The organism is Kribbella flavida DSM 17836, from assembly GCF_000024345.1.
GTDB classification, from domain to species: Bacteria; Actinomycetota; Actinomycetes; order Propionibacteriales; family Kribbellaceae; genus Kribbella; species Kribbella flavida.
Genome location: NC_013729.1, coordinates 401047 through 419923 on the forward strand (window position 1 = coordinate 401047; position 18877 = coordinate 419923).

The window sequence follows — 18877 nt, forward strand, 5'->3', positions numbered from 1 at the left end:
GGGCCGGACGGTGATCGTCCGGCCCCACTAGCGTTAGTGCCCTAACGGCGAGAGCCTTCTGAACTGCAGAATCGCGATTCTGGGTCCCTCTACGAGAAGGGCTCGTGTCACCGAAGGCTCCAATTAGCCTGGTCGCGAGGACCGTCTAATTGCATTGAAATCCTTGGCAGTGTATCGGGCGCCCCGGCTAGCATCGGCGAAAGCTCGCCTCTAACCGTCTCGCGAGGCAGCCACAGGCGACTCGTGAGGACTTCGGACATGAACGCTCGGCATGCCCAGAGTTGAAGAGCATGGCCCTCGACTCGCCGAGAGACGGTGCGGCCCAGGTGCCAATTGAATTCAGTTCCATCTGGGTGATCGGGGGCAGCCAACCCCGTGAGATCGAGCAATGCGATTGCGCGGTCGCGCATCATGGGGTGGGTGTTGCGAGGCTCCAGGCCCAGCGGGTTGCTGCTGGGCTGTGCCGCTGTCAGTTCTTCCATCAGATCGAACGCGAGGAGTGCCGAGAATGCGGCGGCAACGGCGTCGATTGCGCGGCCGTAGCTCGCCGTTGCGTCTGCGCCGTCCCCGAGGAGCAAGAAGAGTGCCAGTGCGTCAGCTTCGAATTCGTGTAGGTGAGACTTTGATATGTCTGTCGGGAACTCATGGTCGATTTCAGCGAATCTCTGCGTAAGGTACCGCCGTGCGGGCGCGCTCGAATTGCTCGCCGCCTTCGCTGGATGGTTCAGAAGATGATGAGATAACTCGTGGGCTAGAACGAACTCTGCGGCGCGATCGGCGAAGTACAAATGCATCGTATTCGGGTGGGGGAGTTTCACCCATCGACCCGCCAGGCGCGGCAGATCCTTTGGGCTGCGCACAAGGTCAGAAACTAGACGCTTAGCCTCGCCGAGAAGAAAGTCATGGTGTCGGTGGGCGAACTGCTTGCCAGTATCCTCCATATGGGCAATCGCGTCAGCCGTCGGCAATATCTTTTTGGGACTTCGCTTTAGCTCGATTCCCATGAACTTGCGAAAATCGTCAAGAAAGGATGCGATAGCGGTTCCTAGGAAGCCCAGCATGACGCGTGCAGGTTGACTCAGTATCACGACGCGTGAGGTGGCGCCGTATGCGATAGCCTCTGCTTGGATTGTCGTTGTATGTGAAGGGGTCGCCACTAATACTCGTTCGATGTATGGTGCGAGACTGGCGGGGGCGTTTGCATGCAGAAAAGCAATCTGCTCGCGGAGGCCCTCCGAACTCGCGGCAGCGATTATCTGCTCCTTCTTGGCTCTGCTGAGAGTCTGGGTCGGCTTGATGAATCGGCTGATGTAGTCAGATCGTGCTTGATCAAGGTTCCAACTTGGTTCTCTGGATATGATCCCTCCCATGTCGGGCGTGCACTTAATCCAGGTCGGCGTGTAATTTTGTTAGCTGTGTCGGGCCGGGACGTCGGCCAATTGGGTGTGGCCTGGTGATGTGCGCCTAGGCATGGGAGGACGATAGCTGTCATGGTCGGCAAATGGGACAGTCGGTCGCGACGTTATCCCGGACTGGTGCCAAGACCACCTCTACGACAGTGGGACACCGGACGGTCGCCCGTCGAACGGTTCGATGCGGCACTTGGGGTGAGCGAGCGGCCCGTGACGACGGCTCGGAAGGGGCGCCGGTTCCTGCCCGAGAGGGATCGTTGAGACCCTCGTTGAGACCCTGGGGCATGAAGAGGGGCCGGACGCTGAGCGTCCGGCCCCTCTGTCGTTCGTGCCTCCGGAGTCCGAAACCTGGCCTTGACCTGCGGTTTCTTCAGTCCGGGAGACTGGCGGAGGATACGAGATTCGAACTCGTGAGGGGTTGCCCCCAACACGCTTTCCAAGCGTGCGCCCTAGGCCTCTAGGCGAATCCTCCAAGCGGAGAGAATACGTGAGGTGGGGGCGCGGGGGGAAATCGGGGGTAGGGGCGGCTGGGAGCGGGCTGGGGCGGTTACGCGAGGGGTGCGGTGGGTTGCCAGGTCGCGTCCAGGCCGAACAGGGACGATCCGTCGGTCTCGGCGATCCAGAGCTCGAAGTTCTGGTGCCGGACGTAGAAGTCGCGGTGCGGGCTGTGCACCGGCTTGAGGGTTCCGTAACCCTTGCTCGCCAGGTCGCCGTAGCCGGAGACGAAGGCGAAGGTCGCGTCCTTGCGGAACAGTTCGGTCCCGTCGTCCTTGTGCAGCTTGACGCGGAAGTCCTGGTGCCGGAGGTAGTGACCCGGGAAGTTGCGGGACTCCAGACTCACTCCCTGAGGGAACGGGCCGTTCCTCCACAGTCCGGGACGGACCACGAAGGTGGCGTCGTTGCGATCGAGGTCGCTGCTGACCCGGCTGATCTCCCCGAGGGAGTTGCGGTGCCGGACGTAGTGCCCGGGGAAGTTCACCGAATGGAACGACACGGTGCCGGGCGGCGCGCCCTTCGGCGGTGGCGGGATCCTCAGCCACTGCGCGTCCAGCCAGACCTGGTCGGACCCGTCGTGCTTGGAGATCACGAGCTCGGAGTTCTGGTGCCGCAGGTAGTGTTCCGGGAAGTTCACCGACTCGAAGCTGACGATGCCGACGACTTCGTCACCGCCGTGACGCTTGAACGTCGCGTCGGCGCGGAACAGGTCTGAGTTGTCGTTCTTGTGCAGGCCGACTTTGAAGTTGGCATGGCGCAGGAAGTGGCCCGGGTGGTTGGACGCCTCGAAACTGACGGTTCCCGCGGCCCCGGTCAGCCCCTTCCGGACGACGAACGTCGCGTCGGCGCGATCCAGGTCCGTTTCCACCGGCGTGAGCAGGCCGGCGAAGTTGCGGTGCCGCGCCAGCAGCCCGGGGAAGTTGATCGCCTGCAACGAACACACGTCGCGAGGCAGCGGCTGGGCGTCCACCGTGGCCGGCGGAGATGCCGGCCCCGACACCGGCGGCATGGTGGTCACGCTGCCGAACTCGGAGCACGCCCGGTCGAAGTCGTACACCGCGCACACCCGGTACCGGTACGTGTGGCTGGGATCCAGCCCCGTCACGCTCCACGCCCGCTTACCGATGTCCGCGACCCAGAACGTGTACGGCGTTTCCAGTTCGATCACGAACCAGTGCACCCCGTCACCACTGTGGTCCCACGTCACCGTGACCATTCCCGGTGCGTTCGCGAACGCACCCACAACCGGCTGTTCCCCACTCATCTGCGCTTCCCCCTCCAGATCCGACCGTACGAGCGAGCTGCTGCATCGACCCGTCGAACACCAGCGTCGTCGCCGACCTTCAGAAAGACTTAAAGCGTCCTTCGCCGCAGGTACCAGGGCCCTCGTCCTGGACACGAACCGGCGCGAGGGTGAATGAGGAGAGGGCCGGTGGCTGGCGGCTCTCGCCTCGGCGGCAGGTGCCGACGATCATGGCGGGCAGCGTCGACGAACTGGAGGCAGTATGGAAATCCGTCCGGTAGCGCCGGAGGACGTCGAGGCGGTTCAGGCGCTGATCGAGTCCGATCCGGGCTACACGGAGCGGATCACCGGCCATCCGCCCGGGCCGGCGGACGCGCAAAGTCTGCTGATGATGCGGCCGGACGGTCTGCCGGAGCAGGCGAAGGTGGTGCTCGGGGTGTTCGAGGGCAACGAGTTGGTTGCCGTGGCCGATCTGCTCCGCGGGTATCCGGACGACGGCTTCGCCTTCATCGGGCTGCTGCAGGTGCATGGCGATCGACAGGGCTGCGGCACCGGCAGTACGGCGTACGGGCTGGTGGAGCGGTATGTCTTCGAGCACTGGGCTGAGGTACGGCGGTTGCGGCTGGCCGTGGTGGAGATGAACGCGGAGCGGGCCGCGCCATTCTGGCGTCGGCAGGGGTTCGAGCCGACCGGCGAGGTGAAGCCGCACCAGTACGACAAGTTGACCTCGACTGTGCAGCTCTACGAGAAGGCGTTGTGCTGGGGTCATCCGCGGCTTGCGGTGCGCGACTCCCCGATCGCGGGGAAAGGGCTCTTTGCGGCTGGGCCGATCGCGGTCGGCGAGGTCATCGCGGTGCTTGCCGGGCGCAAGGTGTCGACAGCCGAGCTGGAGGAACTGCTGGAGCATCCGCCAGTCGACACAATCACGGTGGCCGACGACCTCCACCTGGTACTGCCGACGGATCCCCGGCCAGTGATCGCGTACGGCAACCACAGCTGCGATCCGACCACCTGGTGGGTGGACGCCGTCACGCTGTCTGCCCGCCGGGACATCGCGCCCGGGGAGGAGGTCACCAGCGACTACGGCACGAGCACCGGCATCGCTGACTGGCGCATGAAGTGCTCCTGCGGGTCGCCTCTGTGCCGTGGCGTCGTCACGGGGACGGACTGGCGGCGTCCGGAGCTGCAGGAGCGGTACGGCGATCACTGGATCCCGCTGCTCCTGCAGAGACAGCGTGCAGCTCAGCACGCCTAGTGCTGCGGGTCAGCTGAGCAGCACGGGTGCCAGCGTGCGCCACTGGTCGATCGGCTGCGGGCCGGTCACGCCGGTGAGGATGTTGATGGCGACATGGTCCGCGCCGGCGGTCAGGTGCTCCCGGAGCTTGTCGGCGATCTGGTCAGGAGTGCCCCAGGCGGTCAGCGCGTCGACCATGTGGTCGGGCAGCTCGGACAGGTCGCTGTCGCTGAAGCCCATCCGGCGGAGGCTGGCGGCGTAGCCGGGCAGCGTGGTGAAGAAACTGATCGGTTCACGGGCGATCGCGCGGGCCCTTTCGGCGTCGGTCTCCACCACCGTCAGGTGGCTCACCGAAAGCAGCTTGTCGGTGCCCAGAGTCGCTCGGGCCTCAGCCGTGTACTCCGGCGTCACCAGGAACGGGTACGCCCCGCTGGTCCGCTCCCGAGCCAGCTTCAGCATTCGCGGGCCGAGGGCGGCGAGCAGCTGATGCTCAACCGGTACGCCGTCCAGTTGGTCGAGGAACTGGTTCAGCGTGGCCAGTGGCTTCGGCCCGTGCGCACCTCCGAGTCCGACCGTGAAGCGGCCGGGGTGTGCCGACTCCAGCGTCTTGTAGAGCGCGCTGACTTCCTCGGGGGTGTAGGTGTCGACGGCGAGAATGCCGCTGACGAACTTGATCGTGCTGGTCGCCTCGACCAGGTCGTGAATGGTCTGCAGGTCGGTCATCGGGCCGCCGGACAGCCAGATCGCGGGGTAGCCGAGCTCCTCGGCGATCCGCGCTGCCTCGAGTGATTCCGGGGAGCTGGTCAGCCCCGTGGTGATGCCGAACGGGCCGAAGGAGAGCTTGGTCACCCGGCCCAGCGTAGGTCGCCGCCGGCGGCGTGCACGGCCGTACTCAGCAGATGGACGCTGCGGCATCACGCTCAGAGCGGGTGCACGGGTTCGCCGGACACGGGTTCGCCGACTCCAGTCGCCGGACACGGTCGGCGGGCAGGGTCGGCGGGCAGAGCCGACGGGCAGGGGCGGCGAACTCACCGATCAGCCGGGCGTGGAAACCGGCGGTGGCCCCGGGCCGATTCCGGATCTGGGCCGGTGATCCCGTACACTTCCTCCTGGTTCCCCGCGTGGCGGTATCTCGCCCAACTCCCCCAGGGCCGGAAGGCAGCAAGGGTAAGTGAGCTCTTCCGGGTGCGCGGGGAATCCTCATGTCCGGGTCCGTGCGGCCCGGTCGCGGCGTGGCTGATGGACCGTCCGATACTTGGGTACCGGATCAGGGAACCGACCAGCCGAGGGAGCCCGATGAGCGAGGACCGCCGCTACCTGCAGGAACTGATCATCGCCGAGTTAGGCGTCACACCGTCGTTCGACGCCGATGTGGAGATCCAACGCCGAGTCGCGTTCCTGGCCGACCAGCTGCGCCGCACCGGCGCCACGTCGTACGTGCTCGGCATCAGCGGTGGAGTCGACTCCACCGTCGCGGGCCGGCTCTGCCAGCTCGCGGTGGAGCGGGTCCGGGCCGACGGCGGCAGCGCGACCTTCGTGGCGATGCGGCTCCCGTACGGGGTCCAGCACGACGAGGAGGACGCGCAGCGCGCGCTGGACTTCATCCGGCCCGACGAGACGCTGACCGTCGACATCAAGGATTCCACCGACGCGATGGTGGACGCGATGAAGCACGTCGGTCTCGGCGACCGGGTCGAGTTCCACGCCGGCAACGTCAAGGCGCGGGAGCGGATGATCGCCCAGTACGCCGTGGCCGGCGTACGCGGCGGACTGGTGGTCGGTACCGATCACGCGGCCGAAGCCGTGATGGGCTTTTACACCAAGTGGGGCGACGGCGCGTGTGACGTGACGCCGCTGTCCGGCCTGACCAAGCGCCGGGTCCGCGCGATCGGCGAACGCCTGGGCGCGTCGCCCGAGATCACCGGCAAGGTGCCGACCGCCGACCTCGAGTCCGACCGTCCGGGCATCCCGGACGAGACCGTGCTCGGCGTCAGCTACGACCAGATCGACTCCTTCCTCGAGGGCCACGACGTCGACGACCAGGCCGCCGAGACGATCATCGCCACCCACCGCCGCACCAGCCACAAGCGCGCCATGCCCATCGGCCTCTGACGCATCCGATCAGGCCTCGTCGCCGGGCTCGGCCACCGTTGTCCAGCGCCGGTTCGCGGCTCAATCGCGAACCGGTTGCTGGAGTGCGGCGGCTGAGCCGAGCACGAACGCGGTGACGAGTTCGGCGTACTCCGCGGGCTGCTCGGCGTGCACGAAGTGCCCGACGCCATCGACCTGTCGGTAGGTGGCGTTCGGCGCGTCAGCCTGGAACCGGGCGATCTCCTCCGAGCTGGTGACGGGGTCGTACTCGCCCTTGATCAGCAGCGCGGGTTGAGTCAGTTGCGCGAGGTACGGCAGCAGGGACTCGTTGAAGCTGGGAGCTCGGGTGATGGTCTCGGCGAAGTAGCCTGCGCGCTCCTGAACCTCCTCAGGAAGGTCGTTGGAGGGCAGGCGGAGACCATGGGACGTCGGGCCGAGGTAGACCTCCATGCGGCGGTCGCCCAGTTGGTGAAGCAGGGCGATGCGTTCGTCCCACGTCTCCGAGGTCGCCGGCCCTTGGTGGGCCAGCAGCCTCTTCGCCTCGTTCTCGAGGCCGAGCTCACTGAGCAGCGGGCCGGCTGCTTCGACCAGCGTGCGCGTGGCCAGGACCATGTCCCACGGCGGATTCTCGAAGATCACCTTGCTCACGGTCTCGGGACGCGTGACGGCGTACCGCAGCGCGAGCCGTCCGCCGTACGAGTGGCCGAGCACCGCCCAGTGGTCGACGCGGAGCTGGTCCCGCAGTGCCTCGAAGTCGGCGATCACATCCTCTTCCGTGGCCGGCTCGTCGATCGGGTCGGACTGCTGGACCCCGCGTTGGTCCACGCCGATCACGCGGAGCCGTTCGGCTAGTCGATCGCCCTGGTAGGCCAGGAAGTCGTACGAGCCGGCCCCTGGTCCGCCATGGATGTAGAGCAGTGGCGGCGCATCGGCCGCACCGCGCGGATCGACGTACAGGCGAGTCCCACGAATCTCCGTCAACATGAAGCCCAGCGTAGGTCCGCCTAGGGTGGCAAAGAACGACCTCTGCAGGCACTCACTGTGCATTCCCGACGCATTCCCGCGGCACTTCCAGGAGGCAGCGCATGGTCGACTTCTCGCTCACCGAGGAGGAGCAGGCGATCCGGGCGACGACCCGGGAGTTCGTCCGGCGGGAGCTGATGCCACTGGAGAACGACGTCCTGCGGCGGGAGCGGGAGGGGTTGCCAGGGGTCGAACCCGACGTCGTGCAAGCCCTGCGAGCGAAGGCGAAGAGCTTCGGGTTCTGGGGCTTGAGCACGCCCGAGCAGTACGGCGGAATGAACCTGTCGGCCGTCGACCAGGCGCTGATCACCAGCGAGCTCGGCCGGACCTTCGTGCCGTTCTCGTTCGGCGGCGAGGCCGACAACATCCTCTACGAGTGCAACGAGGAGCAGCGCAAGGAGTACCTGCTGCCGACCATCTCCGGAGAACGCCGGTCCTGCTTCGCGATCACCGAGCCGGGCGCGGGCTCCGACACCCGCGCGATCCGGACCACCGCCCGCCGCGACGGCGACGACTGGATCATCCGCGGCGAGAAGACGTTCATCACCGGCGGCAACGAGGCCGACTTCGCGATCGTGATCGCGGTGACGGACCCGGAGAAGGGCTCGAAGGGCGGGTTCACGGCCTTCCTGGTCGACCGCGAGCGCGGCTGGACCTCGGACCGGATCGTGACGATGGGGCAAGCCGTTCCGGCGACGCTGAACTTCGACGACGTGCGGGTCCCCGGCGACCATGTGCTCGGCGAGATCGGCCAGGGCTACGAACTGGCGATGCGCTGGATCATGAAGGGCCGGTTCATCATTCCCGCCCGCGGTATCGGTGCCTGCGAACGGCTGCTGGAGCTGGCGATCGAGCACGCGACCAGCCGGGAGACGTTCGGCCGGCCGATCGCCGACAACCAGGCGATCCAGTGGATGATCGCGGACTCCGAGGTCGAGATGGAGGCCGCGCGCTGGCTGGTCCTGTACGCCGCGTGGGCGGTCGACCAGGGCCGCCATCCTCAGCACGACAGCGCGATCGCCAAGCTCTACGGCACCAACACGGTGAACCGGATTGCCGACCGGGTGCTGCAGATCCACGGCGGCATGGGCTACACCAAGGAACTGCCGATCGAACGCTGGTTCCGTGAGGTCCGGCTCTGGCGCATCTTCGAGGGCACAGACGAGATGCAGCGGCTGATCATCTCCCGCGGCCTGCTGCGCGGCTACCGCAAGCCGGGCGCGCACTTCCACTGACGCACAGGTGCCTCAGCAGTTGCTGAGGCACCTGCTGTATGGCGTCGTAGGCTCAAGCAGCTCTGGTGAGCTGGGCGAGACGATTGGCGAGGCGATCCAGGCGGACAGCAGCGATGCCCCGGTACGCCGGGCGCAGTACCGTCGCGAGCGGGCCGGTCTGGGCAAAGGCGTGGGTGACCCGTCCGGTCGGCCCGAGGGTCCAGCTGCCCGTCTCGTGGAAGCCCGGGACGTCCCACTCCATCTCCACCCGGTCCGGCTCGATCACCGTGTAGACCAGCGTGCCGGTGAAGCCGGGGCGCACGCGCAGCGCGTACGGCGTACCGACGGTTGGCCGGGCAGGTCCGTCGATGGACAGAAAGGCCTCGTTCCACTCCGGGAGTGACAGGGCGTCCAGCAGCGCGTGCCGGATCGCGTCTGGTGAGGCCGGGATCTGAGAGGTGGCTTGCTCCATGACTATTTCTCCTTCACGGTGTCGCGCCGGCGGGCCAGGGCTTCGCCGGCCGGAAAGGCCTCGGCGACGGCTCGCAGCGTGCTGATCGTTTCGTCGAGATGCTGGTCCGCCACCAGTGCGCTGAGGTGGCGGTGGAGGCGGTCCTCCGCGGTGACGATGCGCCGGCAGAGCTGGCGTCCGCGCGGAGTGAGGCTCAGGGCGAGGTAGCGCCGGTCGTGCTCGTCGATCTCTCGCCGGACCAGGCCCTGCGCGACCAGTCGGTCGACCAGTCGGCTGGGACTGCTGCCGGTCTCGCAGACGAGCAGACCGCCCAGGGCGCTGAGGGTGAGGGGTCCGTGGTCGCGGAGTACGCGGAGCACTTCGGCCTGGGACGGTGTGATGCCGAGGGGGCGCAGGTCGGCGGCGAGCAGTCGGTTGCCTTCGCGCTGGATCGCCAGCACGAGATACCGCAGTTCTTCCGCCTGCTTCACATCAATAGATTACATGACACGTATGTCGTATCAACTATCGGTCCGTCGAGTTGTGCAGACAGAGTGCGGACCGAGTGCAGGAAGAGGTCATGGTCAAGGTGACATCGGAACTGGCAAAGTGACCTCATGAAGGGTCTGATGCAGGACTTCCAGCTGTCCCTGGACACCATCTTCCGCCGGGCGGAGCAGTTCTTCCCGGACAAGACCGTGCACACCGGCGGCCCCGCGCCCACCACCACGACGTACGCCGAGTGGGCGGCGCGGACCAGGCGTCTGGGCGGCGTGCTCGACACCCTCGGCATCAGTGCCGACGGACGTGTGGGCACCTTCGCCTGGAACTCGGGCCGGCACCTCGAGCTGTACTTCGCGGCGCCGTGCACGGGCCGGGTCCTGCACACGCTGAACATCCGGCTGTTCCCCGACCAGGTCGTCTACATCGCGAACCACGCCGAGGACGAAGTGATCTTCGTCGACCGGTCCCTGCTCGGGCTGTTCCTGCCCCTGCTGGATCGGCTGCCGCTGGTCCGGCACGTCGTGGTGATGGACGACCTGCCGCCGGGCGCGGCCGGGGTCGAGATTCCCGCCGACGACCGGTTCCACGACTACGAGCAGCTACTGGCGGCCGCCGAGCCGGTCGAGTTCCATGTCGAGAACGAGAACCAGGCCGCCGCCATGTGCTACACGAGCGGCACGACCGGCAATCCCAAGGGGGTCGTCTACTCGCATCGGTCCACCTGGCTGCACTCGATCGGCGTACTGACCAACGCAGGTCTCGGGCTGCACGAGACCGACACCGTGATGCCGGTGGTGCCCATGTTCCACGCGAACGCGTGGGGTCTCGCGCACGCGGCGCCGATGGCCGGCGCGAGCCTGGTGTTCCCCGGTCCGGACATGTCGCCGCAGGGCATCCTCAAGCTGCTCACGGAGCAGGAGGTCACGCTGTCCGCCGGTGTTCCGACCATCTGGCAGGGACTGCTGCCCCTGCTGGACGGGGTGGAGCTGCCGAAGCTGCGGCGGATCCCGTGCGGTGGTTCGGCTGTGCCGCTCGCGCTGTCGGAGGCGTTCCGGCAGAAGCTGGGCAAGCCGATTCTGCAGGCGTGGGGAATGACGGAGACCAGTCCGGTGGCGACCGCTTCGCACGTCCCGATGCGCGACCAGGGGCTGCCCGAAGACGACCAGGCGAAGCTGCGCGCCCGGCAGGGATTGCCGCTGCCGGGTGTCGAAGTGCGGATCGTGGAGCCGGGATCGACCACTCCGCTGCCGTGGAACGACGAGGCGACGGGCGAGCTCCAGGTGCGCGGCCCGTGGATCGCCGCGGAGTACTACCGTCTCGACGACGACGTCCGGCTGAACACCGAGGACGGCTGGATGAAGACGGGGGACGTCGCCGCGATCGACCAGTACGGATCGGTGCGGCTCGTGGACCGGACGAAGGACCTGGTGAAGTCCGGTGGCGAGTGGATCAGCTCCGTCGAGCTGGAGAACCTCCTGATGGCGCACCCTGCCGTCAAGGAGGCGGCGGTGATCGGCGTACCGCACCCGAAGTGGGACGAGCGGCCGCTGGCCTGCGTGGTTCTGCAGGAAGGGGAGACGGTGACCGGCGAGGAGATCCTGGCCTACCTCGAGCCGTTGGTGGCGAAGTGGTGGTTGCCGGACGCGGTGGAGTTCATCGAGGAGGTGCCGAAGACCTCGGTCGGCAAGTTCTCCAAGAAGGACCTCCGGACGCGGTTCGCGCAGTACCACCTGGAGTGAAACCGGCCTGTTCACCGGGAGCGGACCAGTGCTTGATGTGGCATGGACCGCCATCGTCGGTAAGGTGCGGTCGCATGCGAGGGATCATCCTGGCCGGCGGTTCCGGCACGCGACTGCATCCGATCACGATGGCAGCGAGCAAGCAGCTGCTCCCGGTGTACGACAAGCCGATGATCTACTACCCGTTGTCCACGCTGATGCTGGCCAACATCCGCGAGGTGCTGGTCATCACCACGCCGGACGACGCTCCGCAGTTCCAGCGGCTGCTCGGCGACGGGTCGCAGTTCGGGATGGAGATCACGTACGCCGTCCAGCCGAGCCCGGACGGGCTCGCGCAGGCGTTCCTGATCGGGGAGTCCTTCATCCAGGACCAGCCGGTCGCGCTCGCCCTGGGCGACAACATCTTCTACGGGCCGGGCCTGGGCGTGCACCTGCAGACCTTCAACGAGGTCGACGGGGGTGTCGTGTTCGCCTACCGGGTGGCGGATCCGACGGCGTACGGGGTGGTCGAGTTCGACGCCGAGGGACGGGCGTTGAGCATCGAGGAGAAGCCCGCCGAGCCGAAGAGCAACTACGCGGTGCCAGGTCTGTACTTCTACTCCAGCGACGTGGTGGAGATCGCCAAGCAGATCAAGCCGTCGGCGCGGGGCGAGCTGGAGATCTCCTCGGTGAACGAGGTCTACCTCGACGCCAAGCGTCTCCAGGTCGAGGTGCTGCCGCGCGGTACCGCGTGGCTGGACACCGGCACGTTCGACTCGCTGATGGCGGCGGGTGAGTTCGTGCGCGCGGTCGAGATGCGCCAGGGCCAGAAGATCGGCTGCCCCGAGGAGATCGCGTGGCGCCGCGGCTTCATCGACGACGCCGGCCTGCAGGCCCGCGCCGACACCCTCGCCAAGTCCGGCTACGGCGCCTACCTGCTCGGCCTGCTCGACGAAGAACGCGGCTTCTGACGCCGAAGTCCGCCGCTGACGGTTCCTGTGCCGGGCTGAGTTGGCTTGGTGGTTGCGTACTCCGTTGGCGCGTGTCCGCGCTTCTGCCGTCGGTTGGGGCCGACAGGTCATGTTCCGGGTGTGGCCGGCGCTAACCGGCTGCCGCGCCGACCACCACGAGAAAATGGTCGTTCGAGTGGTGGCTGGCCGGGCGCAGATTTGATCGTGAAGTGGACGGCGGCTGCCATGCAAGACCGAATCATCGCCATCCGCTGGCTTTCTCGAAACGCCACGTGACTGTCGTGACGTTGTTGGCGCGAAAGGGGCGCGAAAGGCCCGACTGTTCCACTGATTCCACTATTCGTGGTGAGGACAGTGAGGCAGAACAATGAGTGATTCCCGACAATTTTCACCTACTCGGCCGACTCGGCGGACGGCTCTCGGACTCGCGGTGGTGGCGACGGCGTCAGCGCTCGGGGTTGCCGCTCCGCAGGCGGCGCAGGCTGCGCAGAATCGCGCTGTGATCGAGTGCCTGGCCGATTTGAAGGTGATCTGATGGCTGCCATCACCTGGTTGGCGGACGTTCTACGGGGTGCCGGGCTCCAGGTGATCGAGGAGGGCGACTGGCGGCGCCGCGCCGTGGCCGGCTCGTTCGCGCCGATCGGGGTGTTGTGGCACCACACCGCAGCGACCTCGAGCCCGGAGAACCCGGCGCCGGCGTTGGCCACGGTCATCGCAGGGCGGCCGGAGCTGGAAGGGCCGTTGTGCCACGCGCTCGTGGACTACAACGGTGTTTTCCACGTCATCGCCGCAGGGCGTGCCAACCATGCCGGTGAAACAAGGCCGTCCGGCCCGATCCCCGCCGGCGACGGCAACGCCCTGCTGGTCGGCTGGGAAATCGACTACGACGGCCAGGATCAGGTGATGACCCCTCAGCAGTACACCGGGTCGGTCAGGGCGACCGCGGCGGTACTGCGGCAGCTCGGCCGCGACGCGAGCTACGCGCGAGGTCACCTCGAGACCAGTACGACGGGCAAGATCGACCCGCACGGCGTCGATCTCGACAGAATGCGCGCCGATGTCGCCGCTCAGCTGGCCGGTGGAGGCACGGCGACCGCGGCGTTCCACGCGCGGTGGACCGATGGGACGTGGACGCCGTTCCGTCCACTCGGGATGGCGGTCAAGGACGTCGCTGTCGCGGGCACGCCGGACGGTCGCGCGCAGGTCGCCGTCATCGGCGTCGACGACGTGGTCTACCACCGGCTGCGGAACAGCGACGGTACCTGGACCGAGTTCGGATTCCTGACCGGCTTCGGTGGGCCGGCGAAAGGTCGGCGGGTCAGCATCGCGGGGATGGAGGACGGTACGTCGCAGGTGGTGATCACCGGCACCGACGGTGCGTCGTACCACTCGGTGCGGCGCACCGACGGCACGTGGACACCGTTCGGGCCTTTGGGGATGGTCGCGAAGGATGTTGCCATTGCGGGCATGCCCGACGGACTTGCGCAGGTCGCCGTCATCGGGACTGACGACGTGGTCTACCACCGCGTGCGAGACAGCGACGGTACGTGGACGAAGTTCGGGGCGCTCGCCGGCTTCGGGGGACCGGCCAAGGGAAAGTCCGTCAGTATCGCGGGGTTGGAGGACGGCACGTCCCAGGTGGTGATCACCGGCACCGACGGTGCGTCGTACCACTCGGTGCGGCGCACCGACGGCACATGGACACCGTTCAGGCCTTTGGGGATGGTCGCGAAGGACGTTGCCATCACGGGCATGCCGGACGGTCGCGCGCAGGTCGCCGTCATCGGGATCGATGACGTGGTCTACCACCGCGTGCGAGACAGCGACGGTACGTGGACGAAATTCGAGGCGCTCGCCGGCTTCGGGGGACCGGCCAAAGGAAGGGCCGTCAGTATCGCCGGAAGTTCCGATCGAACCTCCGAGGTGGTCATCAACGCAGTTTGACCAGAAGCGCAGGCCGCGCGCGGGAGGTCACCGCCCGCGCGCGGCCGGCGCGCTGCCAGGGGCACTTCCGCCGGGCACCGTTGGGGCTTGGCCGGGCCGCCGTCGGACTGTACTTCCTTACCGCCCGAGTTCCTCACCGCTCACCTCCGAGAGAGTTGGGGCGGGGTGGGAATGTCGGTCGGCGGCGCTAGGGTTGCGGTCGTGGAAGCACCCCTTGCGTTGTACCGCCGGTATCGCCCGGAGACGTTCGCCGAGGTGATCGGGCAGGACCATGTCACGGCGCCGTTGCGCAACGCGCTGAGCAACAACCGGGTCAACCACGCCTACCTGTTCTCCGGCCCGCGCGGATGCGGCAAGACGACCAGCGCCCGGATCCTGGCGCGTGCGATCAACTGCGAGAAAGGGCCGATCGCGCAGCCGTGCGGCGTGTGCAAGTCCTGCACCGACCTGGCGCGCGGCGGTCCGGGCAGCATCGACGTGATCGAGATCGACGCCGCCTCGCACGGTGGTGTCGACGACGCCCGAGACCTGCGCGAACGTGCGTTCTTCGCGCCGGTCGAGAGCCGGTACAAGATCTACATCATCGACGAGGCGCACATGGTGACGACGCAGGGCTTCAACGCCCTGCTGAAGCTGGTCGAGGAGCCGCCGCCGCACCTCAAGTTCATCTTCGCCACCACCGAGCCCGACAAGGTGATCGGCACGATCCGGTCCCGCACCCACCACTACCCGTTCCGCCTGGTGCCGCCGAAGGTGCTCGGCGACTACATGGCGACGCTGTGCGAGGCCGAGGGCGTTGCGATCGCGCCGGCCGCGCTGCCGCTGGTGGTCCGCGCGGGCGCCGGGTCGGTGCGTGACTCGCTGAGCGTTCTGGACCAGCTGATCGGTGGTGCAGGGCCGGAGGGTGTGACGTACGAGCTGGCCGTCGCGCTGCTCGGGTTCACGCCCGACTCGCTGCTGGATGCGTGCGTGGACGGGTTCGCGGCACACGACAGCAGGGCTGTGTTCGAGACGGTCGAGAAGGTCATCGAGACCGGGCAGGACCCGAAGCGGTTCGCCGAGGACCTGCTGCGCCGGCTCCGGGACCTGGTCATCCTGTCGGCGGTGCCGAACGCGGTTGCCTCCGGCCTGATCGAAGCGGCCGAGGACCAGGGCGAACGCCTGCAGACCCAGGCCGCTGGGATCGGCCCGGCCGAGCTGACTCGCGCGGCCGACATCGTGGCAGCCGGCCTGCTGGAGATGCGCGGCGCGACGGCCCCCCGGCTCCAGCTCGAACTCATCTGCGCCAAGGTGCTGCTGCCCGGCGCGGACGACTCCACCAACGGCATCCAGGCCCGGCTCGACCGGATGGAGCGCCGCCTCACGATCGGCGTCCCCGCCGGTACGCCGGAGGTGGCGCCTGCTGCGCGGGTGATGCCGGCGACCGACGGAGCTGCTGGTACGCCGGCGGGTGGTTCCGCGGGTGGTTCTTCGGCGGGCGGAGTCGGCGGCTCGGCGGGTGCTGCTGTTGCTGGTGGAGCGGGCTCGGCGGGTGCCGTAGGCGGCGTGGGCTCAGCGGGTGGCGTAGGCGGCGCGGCGGGTGCTTCCGGTGGCGGTACAGGTGGCTCGGCGGGTGACGCGGGCGCTGCGGCGGGTTCCACGGGTGGCGCGGCGGGTTCCACGAATGGTGGGCGTGCTGCCTCTGTTGCTTCGGCTCGCGCGGGAGCGGGCGGTCGGGCGGAGTCAGGTGCTGCCGGGGGAGCGGTGAATCCGCCGGTCGGCGGAGACAACCGGTCCGGTGCGTGGCCCGACGAGTCGGATTCTGCAGGTGCTGGTCGGGCAGGTGGCGGTCAGGCGGCTGCTGGGCGCGTCGATGGCGGTCAAGCCGGTGGTGCCCAGGCTGACGCTGGTCAGGCGGGTGGCGGGGACGCTGCCCCCGGTCAGGCGAGTAGTGGGCAAGGCGGCGCAGGGTGGTCTGGTGCTGGTGCTGGTCAGACCGGCGGGCAGGCTGGTGCTGGGCAGGCCGGGGCGGTTGGGGAGCCGGGTGGCCAGTCGCTGGCGGCTTCGGCGGTGGCGCCGGCTGCAGCTGCTCCGGTGTCGTCGGGTGCTGTTGGGCTTGCTGATGTTCGGCGGCTGTGGCCCGAAGTTCTCGAGGCTGTGAAGACGAAGCGCCGGTTCGCCTGGATCATGCTGAGTCAGAACGCTCAGGTGATCGCGATCGACGACCAGACGCTGACGTTGGGGCTGGTGAACGCCGGGGCTCGGGAGAGCTTCGCGCGTTCGGGCAGCGACGAGATTCTGCGGCAGGCGATGATCGACACGATCGGGCTCAACCGGCGGATCGAGGCGGTGGTGGATCCGTCGACTGATCCCGGCGCGGGTCAGGGTGCGGCACCGCCGCCGGCGCCTCCGGCTGCGCCGTCGAGTTCGTCGTGGGGTTCGCAGGCGGCACAGGGTGTGGCTGGTGGAGGCGCGGGCGGTGCCCAGTCCGGTGTTGGGGCGTCTGGGCAGCCTGCATCTGGCGGATCGGTGGGTCAGGCTGGAGCGGGCGCGGGTGGCTCAGCTGGGCAGAGTGGATCCGGCGGTTTGGGCGGAGCTGCTGGGCACGGCGGAGCTGCTGGTCCTGGTGGAGCTGCAGGCGTAGGCGTGTCGGGCGGTCCGGGCGGCCGTGGTGGGCCCGGCGGAGAGGCTGGCTCCGGCGGGGCGAGCGGCGTGAGTGGATCCGGCGGGGCGAGCGGCGTGAGTGGATCCGGCGGGGCGACCGGCGGGACCGGATCCGGTGGTCCGACCGGCGCGAGTGGGCCCGGTGGCGCGACCGGCGTGAGTGGGTCCGGTGGTCCCGGCGGGGTTGCTGGGGGCAACGGTTCGTTCGGTGCCGGGGCTGCGGGCGGCCTGGCTGGTGACTTCGGCGCGGGGCAGGCGGCGGCTGAGCCAGACTGGTTTGCTGAAGGTGGTCCGGACTGGGCGCAGGGTCCCGCGGGATCGCCGAGTGACGAGTCGGCGCTGGCCGGCGGTGGAGCCTCGGGTGCCGGCGCGTCGCTGACGGGTGGCGCGGCTGCGCGTGCGGGCGCGGCAGGTGTGGATGGCGGCAGTCGCGGTACGGGCGCGGGGCGGGCTGGAGTTGCTGATCCCGTGAGTGGTGTCGACGGGCTGTCTTCGCCGGCTGGCGCCGGTGGGGCGACCGTGAACGGCGGCGTCCAGGGACCGGCGGACGGGCAGGGGCAGCCGGTTGCCGGCGTGCCGTTGCAGGGTGGTCAGCAGGCGGGTGGACCGCCGGCTCCGTCGGCTGTTCCGGATCAGGTCGACCGGCGGGAACTCGCTGCCAGTAAGCGGCGCGCGGCCGAGGCTGCGGTTGCGGCTGAGCAGGCGCGCAAGGCGGCTCTGGCGACGGTGACCGAGGCGCCTCTCACGCCTGAGGAGGAGGCGGAGGCGATCGGTGAGGACGACATCGTGCTGGAAGAGGACTCGCGGTCGCACACCGACCTGCTGCGTGACACGCTCGGCGCGCAGATCATCACCGAAGAACCGAACTGAGCAGCAGGCCGAGCTGATCGGCTGGCTCGACGACGCGGTCCGCCAGCGGCACACGCCGTCGTGCTGAACGCCGTCCCGGCCGACGGCCGGGGCAGACGGGACAGCCGAGCGGCAGGCGGCCGGACAGCCGGGCAAGCGGACAACTGGGCATGACGACGGGGCTGACCGGAAGCACTGCCGGGCGCAGTCCTCGCCGGTGGGAGTCGGTTCCACCACGCGTAGGTTGTCGATTTCACCACGCAAGTGGCCGCGCCGTTGCTTTCCGAGCCCCTCTGGCATTGTGACCAGGCCGGGGACGGCGGGCCGCCGGCTTCGACGCATTCCACGCGTGCCAGGTGGGTAGATCCACAGATACCGGCCGTCGGCAATCACAGGCGGCTGTGGCTGTGAAGCCAACCTCGTGGGTTATCCACAGGAGTTCTCCACTGGTGTGGAATTCAAGCGCACGTGCTGACCCGGCTGGTAGTGCACAACTCCTCCACAGGTTGTGGATAACTAGTTCCACAGCCTGTGGAAGAACAAGGAGGACTCCGCGGTTTCCGTCGGGAGGTCGCCTGGGGCTGGGGTTGTCGCAGGGACCGGCTAGGCTCAGGGGCAAGCGGAACAGTCCGACGGGAGATCGCGGTGTTCGACGGTGGCGGTGGGCAGGGCGGCGGCTTCGACATGTCCGAGCTGCTCGCGCAGGCACAGGCGATGCAGAACCAGCTGATGGAAGCTCAGGCCAACCTGGAGAACCAGGAGGTCGAGGGCACCGCGGGTGGTGGCTTGGTGACCGCGATGGTGTCCGGCACCGGTGAGCTGCTCAGCCTGACGATCAACCCGAAGGCGGTCGACCCCGACGACACCGAGACGCTGGCCGACCTGATCGTGGCCGCGGTGCGGGACGCCTCGGAGAACGCCAAAGAGGTCGCGGCCCGGGCGATGGGTCCGCTGGCCGGCGGGCTCGGCGGCGGTCTGCCCGGTCTCGGTGGCGGCCCGGAGGCACTGCCCGGTGGCGCCGAGGGTGGCCAGAGCGGCAACCAGGGCCCCGGCCTGGGATTCACCCGGCCAGGCGGCCAGACCGG

Annotated in this window: 13 protein-coding genes, 1 tRNA gene, 1 other RNA gene and 1 pseudogene; 9 read left to right on the plus strand and 7 right to left on the minus strand. The window is 68.2% G+C overall.

What is annotated here, in order from left to right; translation table 11 throughout:
- Positions 1 to 107: 107 nt before the first annotated feature.
- The 3 genes from KFLA_RS37205 to KFLA_RS35245 all read right to left on the minus strand — a co-directional run bounded on the left by KFLA_RS37205 (position 108) and on the right by KFLA_RS35245 (position 3171).
- Positions 108 to 1061, minus strand: a complete 954-nt coding sequence (locus KFLA_RS37205; protein WP_148256529.1) for a hypothetical protein — start codon at positions 1059 to 1061, stop codon at positions 108 to 110.
- 735 nt (positions 1062 to 1796) lie between these two features.
- Positions 1797 to 1884: transfer RNA gene (locus tag KFLA_RS01965), tRNA-Ser, on the minus strand.
- A 75-nt stretch (positions 1885 to 1959) separates the two neighbouring features.
- Positions 1960 to 3171, minus strand: coding sequence for an AbfB domain-containing protein (locus KFLA_RS35245; RefSeq protein ID WP_012918077.1), 1212 nt, complete (start codon positions 3169 to 3171; stop codon positions 1960 to 1962).
- Positions 3172 to 3412: 241 nt separating this feature from the next.
- On the opposite strand from KFLA_RS35245, the gene KFLA_RS35250 reads away from it, so the two are divergent.
- Entirely contained in the window at positions 3413 to 4405 is a 993-nt protein-coding gene (locus KFLA_RS35250) for a GNAT family N-acetyltransferase (RefSeq protein ID WP_012918078.1), read from the plus strand.
- Positions 4406 to 4414: 9 nt separating this feature from the next.
- On the opposite strand, the gene KFLA_RS01990 is transcribed toward KFLA_RS35250, so the two are convergent.
- Complete coding sequence (locus KFLA_RS01990; protein WP_012918079.1) at positions 4415 to 5233, minus strand: LLM class F420-dependent oxidoreductase; 819 nt, start codon at positions 5231 to 5233, stop codon at positions 4415 to 4417.
- A 259-nt stretch (positions 5234 to 5492) separates the two neighbouring features.
- Between KFLA_RS01990 and ffs the strand changes: the two genes are divergently transcribed.
- An RNA gene (ffs, locus tag KFLA_RS35205) (signal recognition particle sRNA small type) lies at positions 5493 to 5589 on the plus strand.
- A gap of 91 nt (positions 5590 to 5680) precedes the next feature.
- The gene (gene nadE, locus KFLA_RS01995; protein ID WP_012918080.1) at positions 5681 to 6496 is read left to right on the plus strand and encodes an ammonia-dependent NAD(+) synthetase; all 816 of its coding nucleotides are present in this window, start codon (positions 5681 to 5683) and stop codon (positions 6494 to 6496) included.
- Between the two features lie 60 nt (positions 6497 to 6556).
- Here the strand turns inward: nadE and KFLA_RS02000 are convergent, their stop codons facing one another.
- On the minus strand, positions 6557 to 7459 hold the full coding sequence (locus KFLA_RS02000; RefSeq protein WP_012918081.1) for an alpha/beta fold hydrolase: 903 nt from the start codon (positions 7457 to 7459) through the stop codon (positions 6557 to 6559).
- 101 nt (positions 7460 to 7560) lie between these two features.
- Here KFLA_RS02000 and KFLA_RS02005 point away from each other — a divergent pair, with 101 nt between their 5' ends.
- Positions 7561 to 8733, plus strand: a complete 1173-nt coding sequence (locus tag KFLA_RS02005) for an acyl-CoA dehydrogenase family protein (protein WP_012918082.1) — start codon at positions 7561 to 7563, stop codon at positions 8731 to 8733.
- Positions 8734 to 8785: 52 nt separating this feature from the next.
- On the opposite strand, the gene KFLA_RS02010 is transcribed toward KFLA_RS02005, so the two are convergent.
- Together KFLA_RS02010 and KFLA_RS02015 are read right to left on the minus strand one after the other, a co-directional pair.
- On the minus strand, positions 8786 to 9184 hold the full coding sequence (locus tag KFLA_RS02010) for an SRPBCC family protein (RefSeq protein ID WP_012918083.1): 399 nt from the start codon (positions 9182 to 9184) through the stop codon (positions 8786 to 8788).
- A 2-nt stretch (positions 9185 to 9186) separates the two neighbouring features.
- Positions 9187 to 9654, minus strand: coding sequence for a MarR family winged helix-turn-helix transcriptional regulator (locus KFLA_RS02015; protein ID WP_012918084.1), 468 nt, complete (start codon positions 9652 to 9654; stop codon positions 9187 to 9189).
- A gap of 126 nt (positions 9655 to 9780) precedes the next feature.
- Here KFLA_RS02015 and KFLA_RS02020 point away from each other — a divergent pair, with 126 nt between their 5' ends.
- The 5 genes and pseudogenes from KFLA_RS02020 to KFLA_RS38600 form a co-directional block, all read left to right on the plus strand.
- Positions 9781 to 11406 carry a long-chain fatty acid--CoA ligase gene (locus KFLA_RS02020; RefSeq protein WP_041289104.1) on the plus strand — a complete coding sequence of 542 codons (1626 nt, stop codon included), beginning with the start codon at positions 9781 to 9783 and terminating at the stop codon, positions 11404 to 11406.
- Between the two features lie 74 nt (positions 11407 to 11480).
- Entirely contained in the window at positions 11481 to 12356 is an 876-nt protein-coding gene (gene rfbA / locus KFLA_RS02025) for a glucose-1-phosphate thymidylyltransferase RfbA (RefSeq protein WP_012918086.1), read from the plus strand.
- Positions 12357 to 12890: 534 nt separating this feature from the next.
- Positions 12891 to 14300, plus strand: a complete 1410-nt coding sequence (locus tag KFLA_RS36375; RefSeq protein ID WP_012918087.1) for a DUF8189 domain-containing protein — start codon at positions 12891 to 12893, stop codon at positions 14298 to 14300.
- A 171-nt stretch (positions 14301 to 14471) separates the two neighbouring features.
- On the plus strand, positions 14472 to 17813 hold the full coding sequence (locus KFLA_RS38595) for a DNA polymerase III subunit gamma and tau (protein ID WP_012918088.1): 3342 nt from the start codon (positions 14472 to 14474) through the stop codon (positions 17811 to 17813).
- 624 nt (positions 17814 to 18437) lie between these two features.
- Positions 18438 to 18761, plus strand: a pseudogene (locus KFLA_RS38600) (YbaB/EbfC family nucleoid-associated protein); the annotation flags it as partial.
- Positions 18762 to 18877: the final 116 nt, after the last annotated feature.

Bases quoted from the DNA above. Each gene is read 5' to 3' on its own strand.
- KFLA_RS37205 (WP_148256529.1), bottom strand. From the start codon at position 1,061: ATGCTGGGCTTCCTAGGAACCGCTATCGCATCCTTTCTTGACGATTTT.
- KFLA_RS35245 (WP_012918077.1), bottom strand. From the start codon at position 3,171: ATGAGTGGGGAACAGCCGGTTGTGGGTGCGTTCGCGAACGCACCGGGA.
- KFLA_RS35250 (WP_012918078.1), top strand. From the start codon at position 3,413: ATGGAAATCCGTCCGGTAGCGCCGGAGGACGTCGAGGCGGTTCAGGCG.
- nadE (WP_012918080.1), top strand. From the start codon at position 5,681: ATGAGCGAGGACCGCCGCTACCTGCAGGAACTGATCATCGCCGAGTTA.
- KFLA_RS02000 (WP_012918081.1), bottom strand. From the start codon at position 7,459: ATGTTGACGGAGATTCGTGGGACTCGCCTGTACGTCGATCCGCGCGGT.
- KFLA_RS02005 (WP_012918082.1), top strand. From the start codon at position 7,561: ATGGTCGACTTCTCGCTCACCGAGGAGGAGCAGGCGATCCGGGCGACG.
- KFLA_RS02010 (WP_012918083.1), bottom strand. From the start codon at position 9,184: ATGGAGCAAGCCACCTCTCAGATCCCGGCCTCACCAGACGCGATCCGG.
- KFLA_RS02020 (WP_041289104.1), top strand. From the start codon at position 9,781: ATGAAGGGTCTGATGCAGGACTTCCAGCTGTCCCTGGACACCATCTTC.
- rfbA (WP_012918086.1), top strand. From the start codon at position 11,481: ATGCGAGGGATCATCCTGGCCGGCGGTTCCGGCACGCGACTGCATCCG.
- KFLA_RS36375 (WP_012918087.1), top strand. From the start codon at position 12,891: ATGGCTGCCATCACCTGGTTGGCGGACGTTCTACGGGGTGCCGGGCTC.
- KFLA_RS38595 (WP_012918088.1), top strand. From the start codon at position 14,472: ATGTCGGTCGGCGGCGCTAGGGTTGCGGTCGTGGAAGCACCCCTTGCG.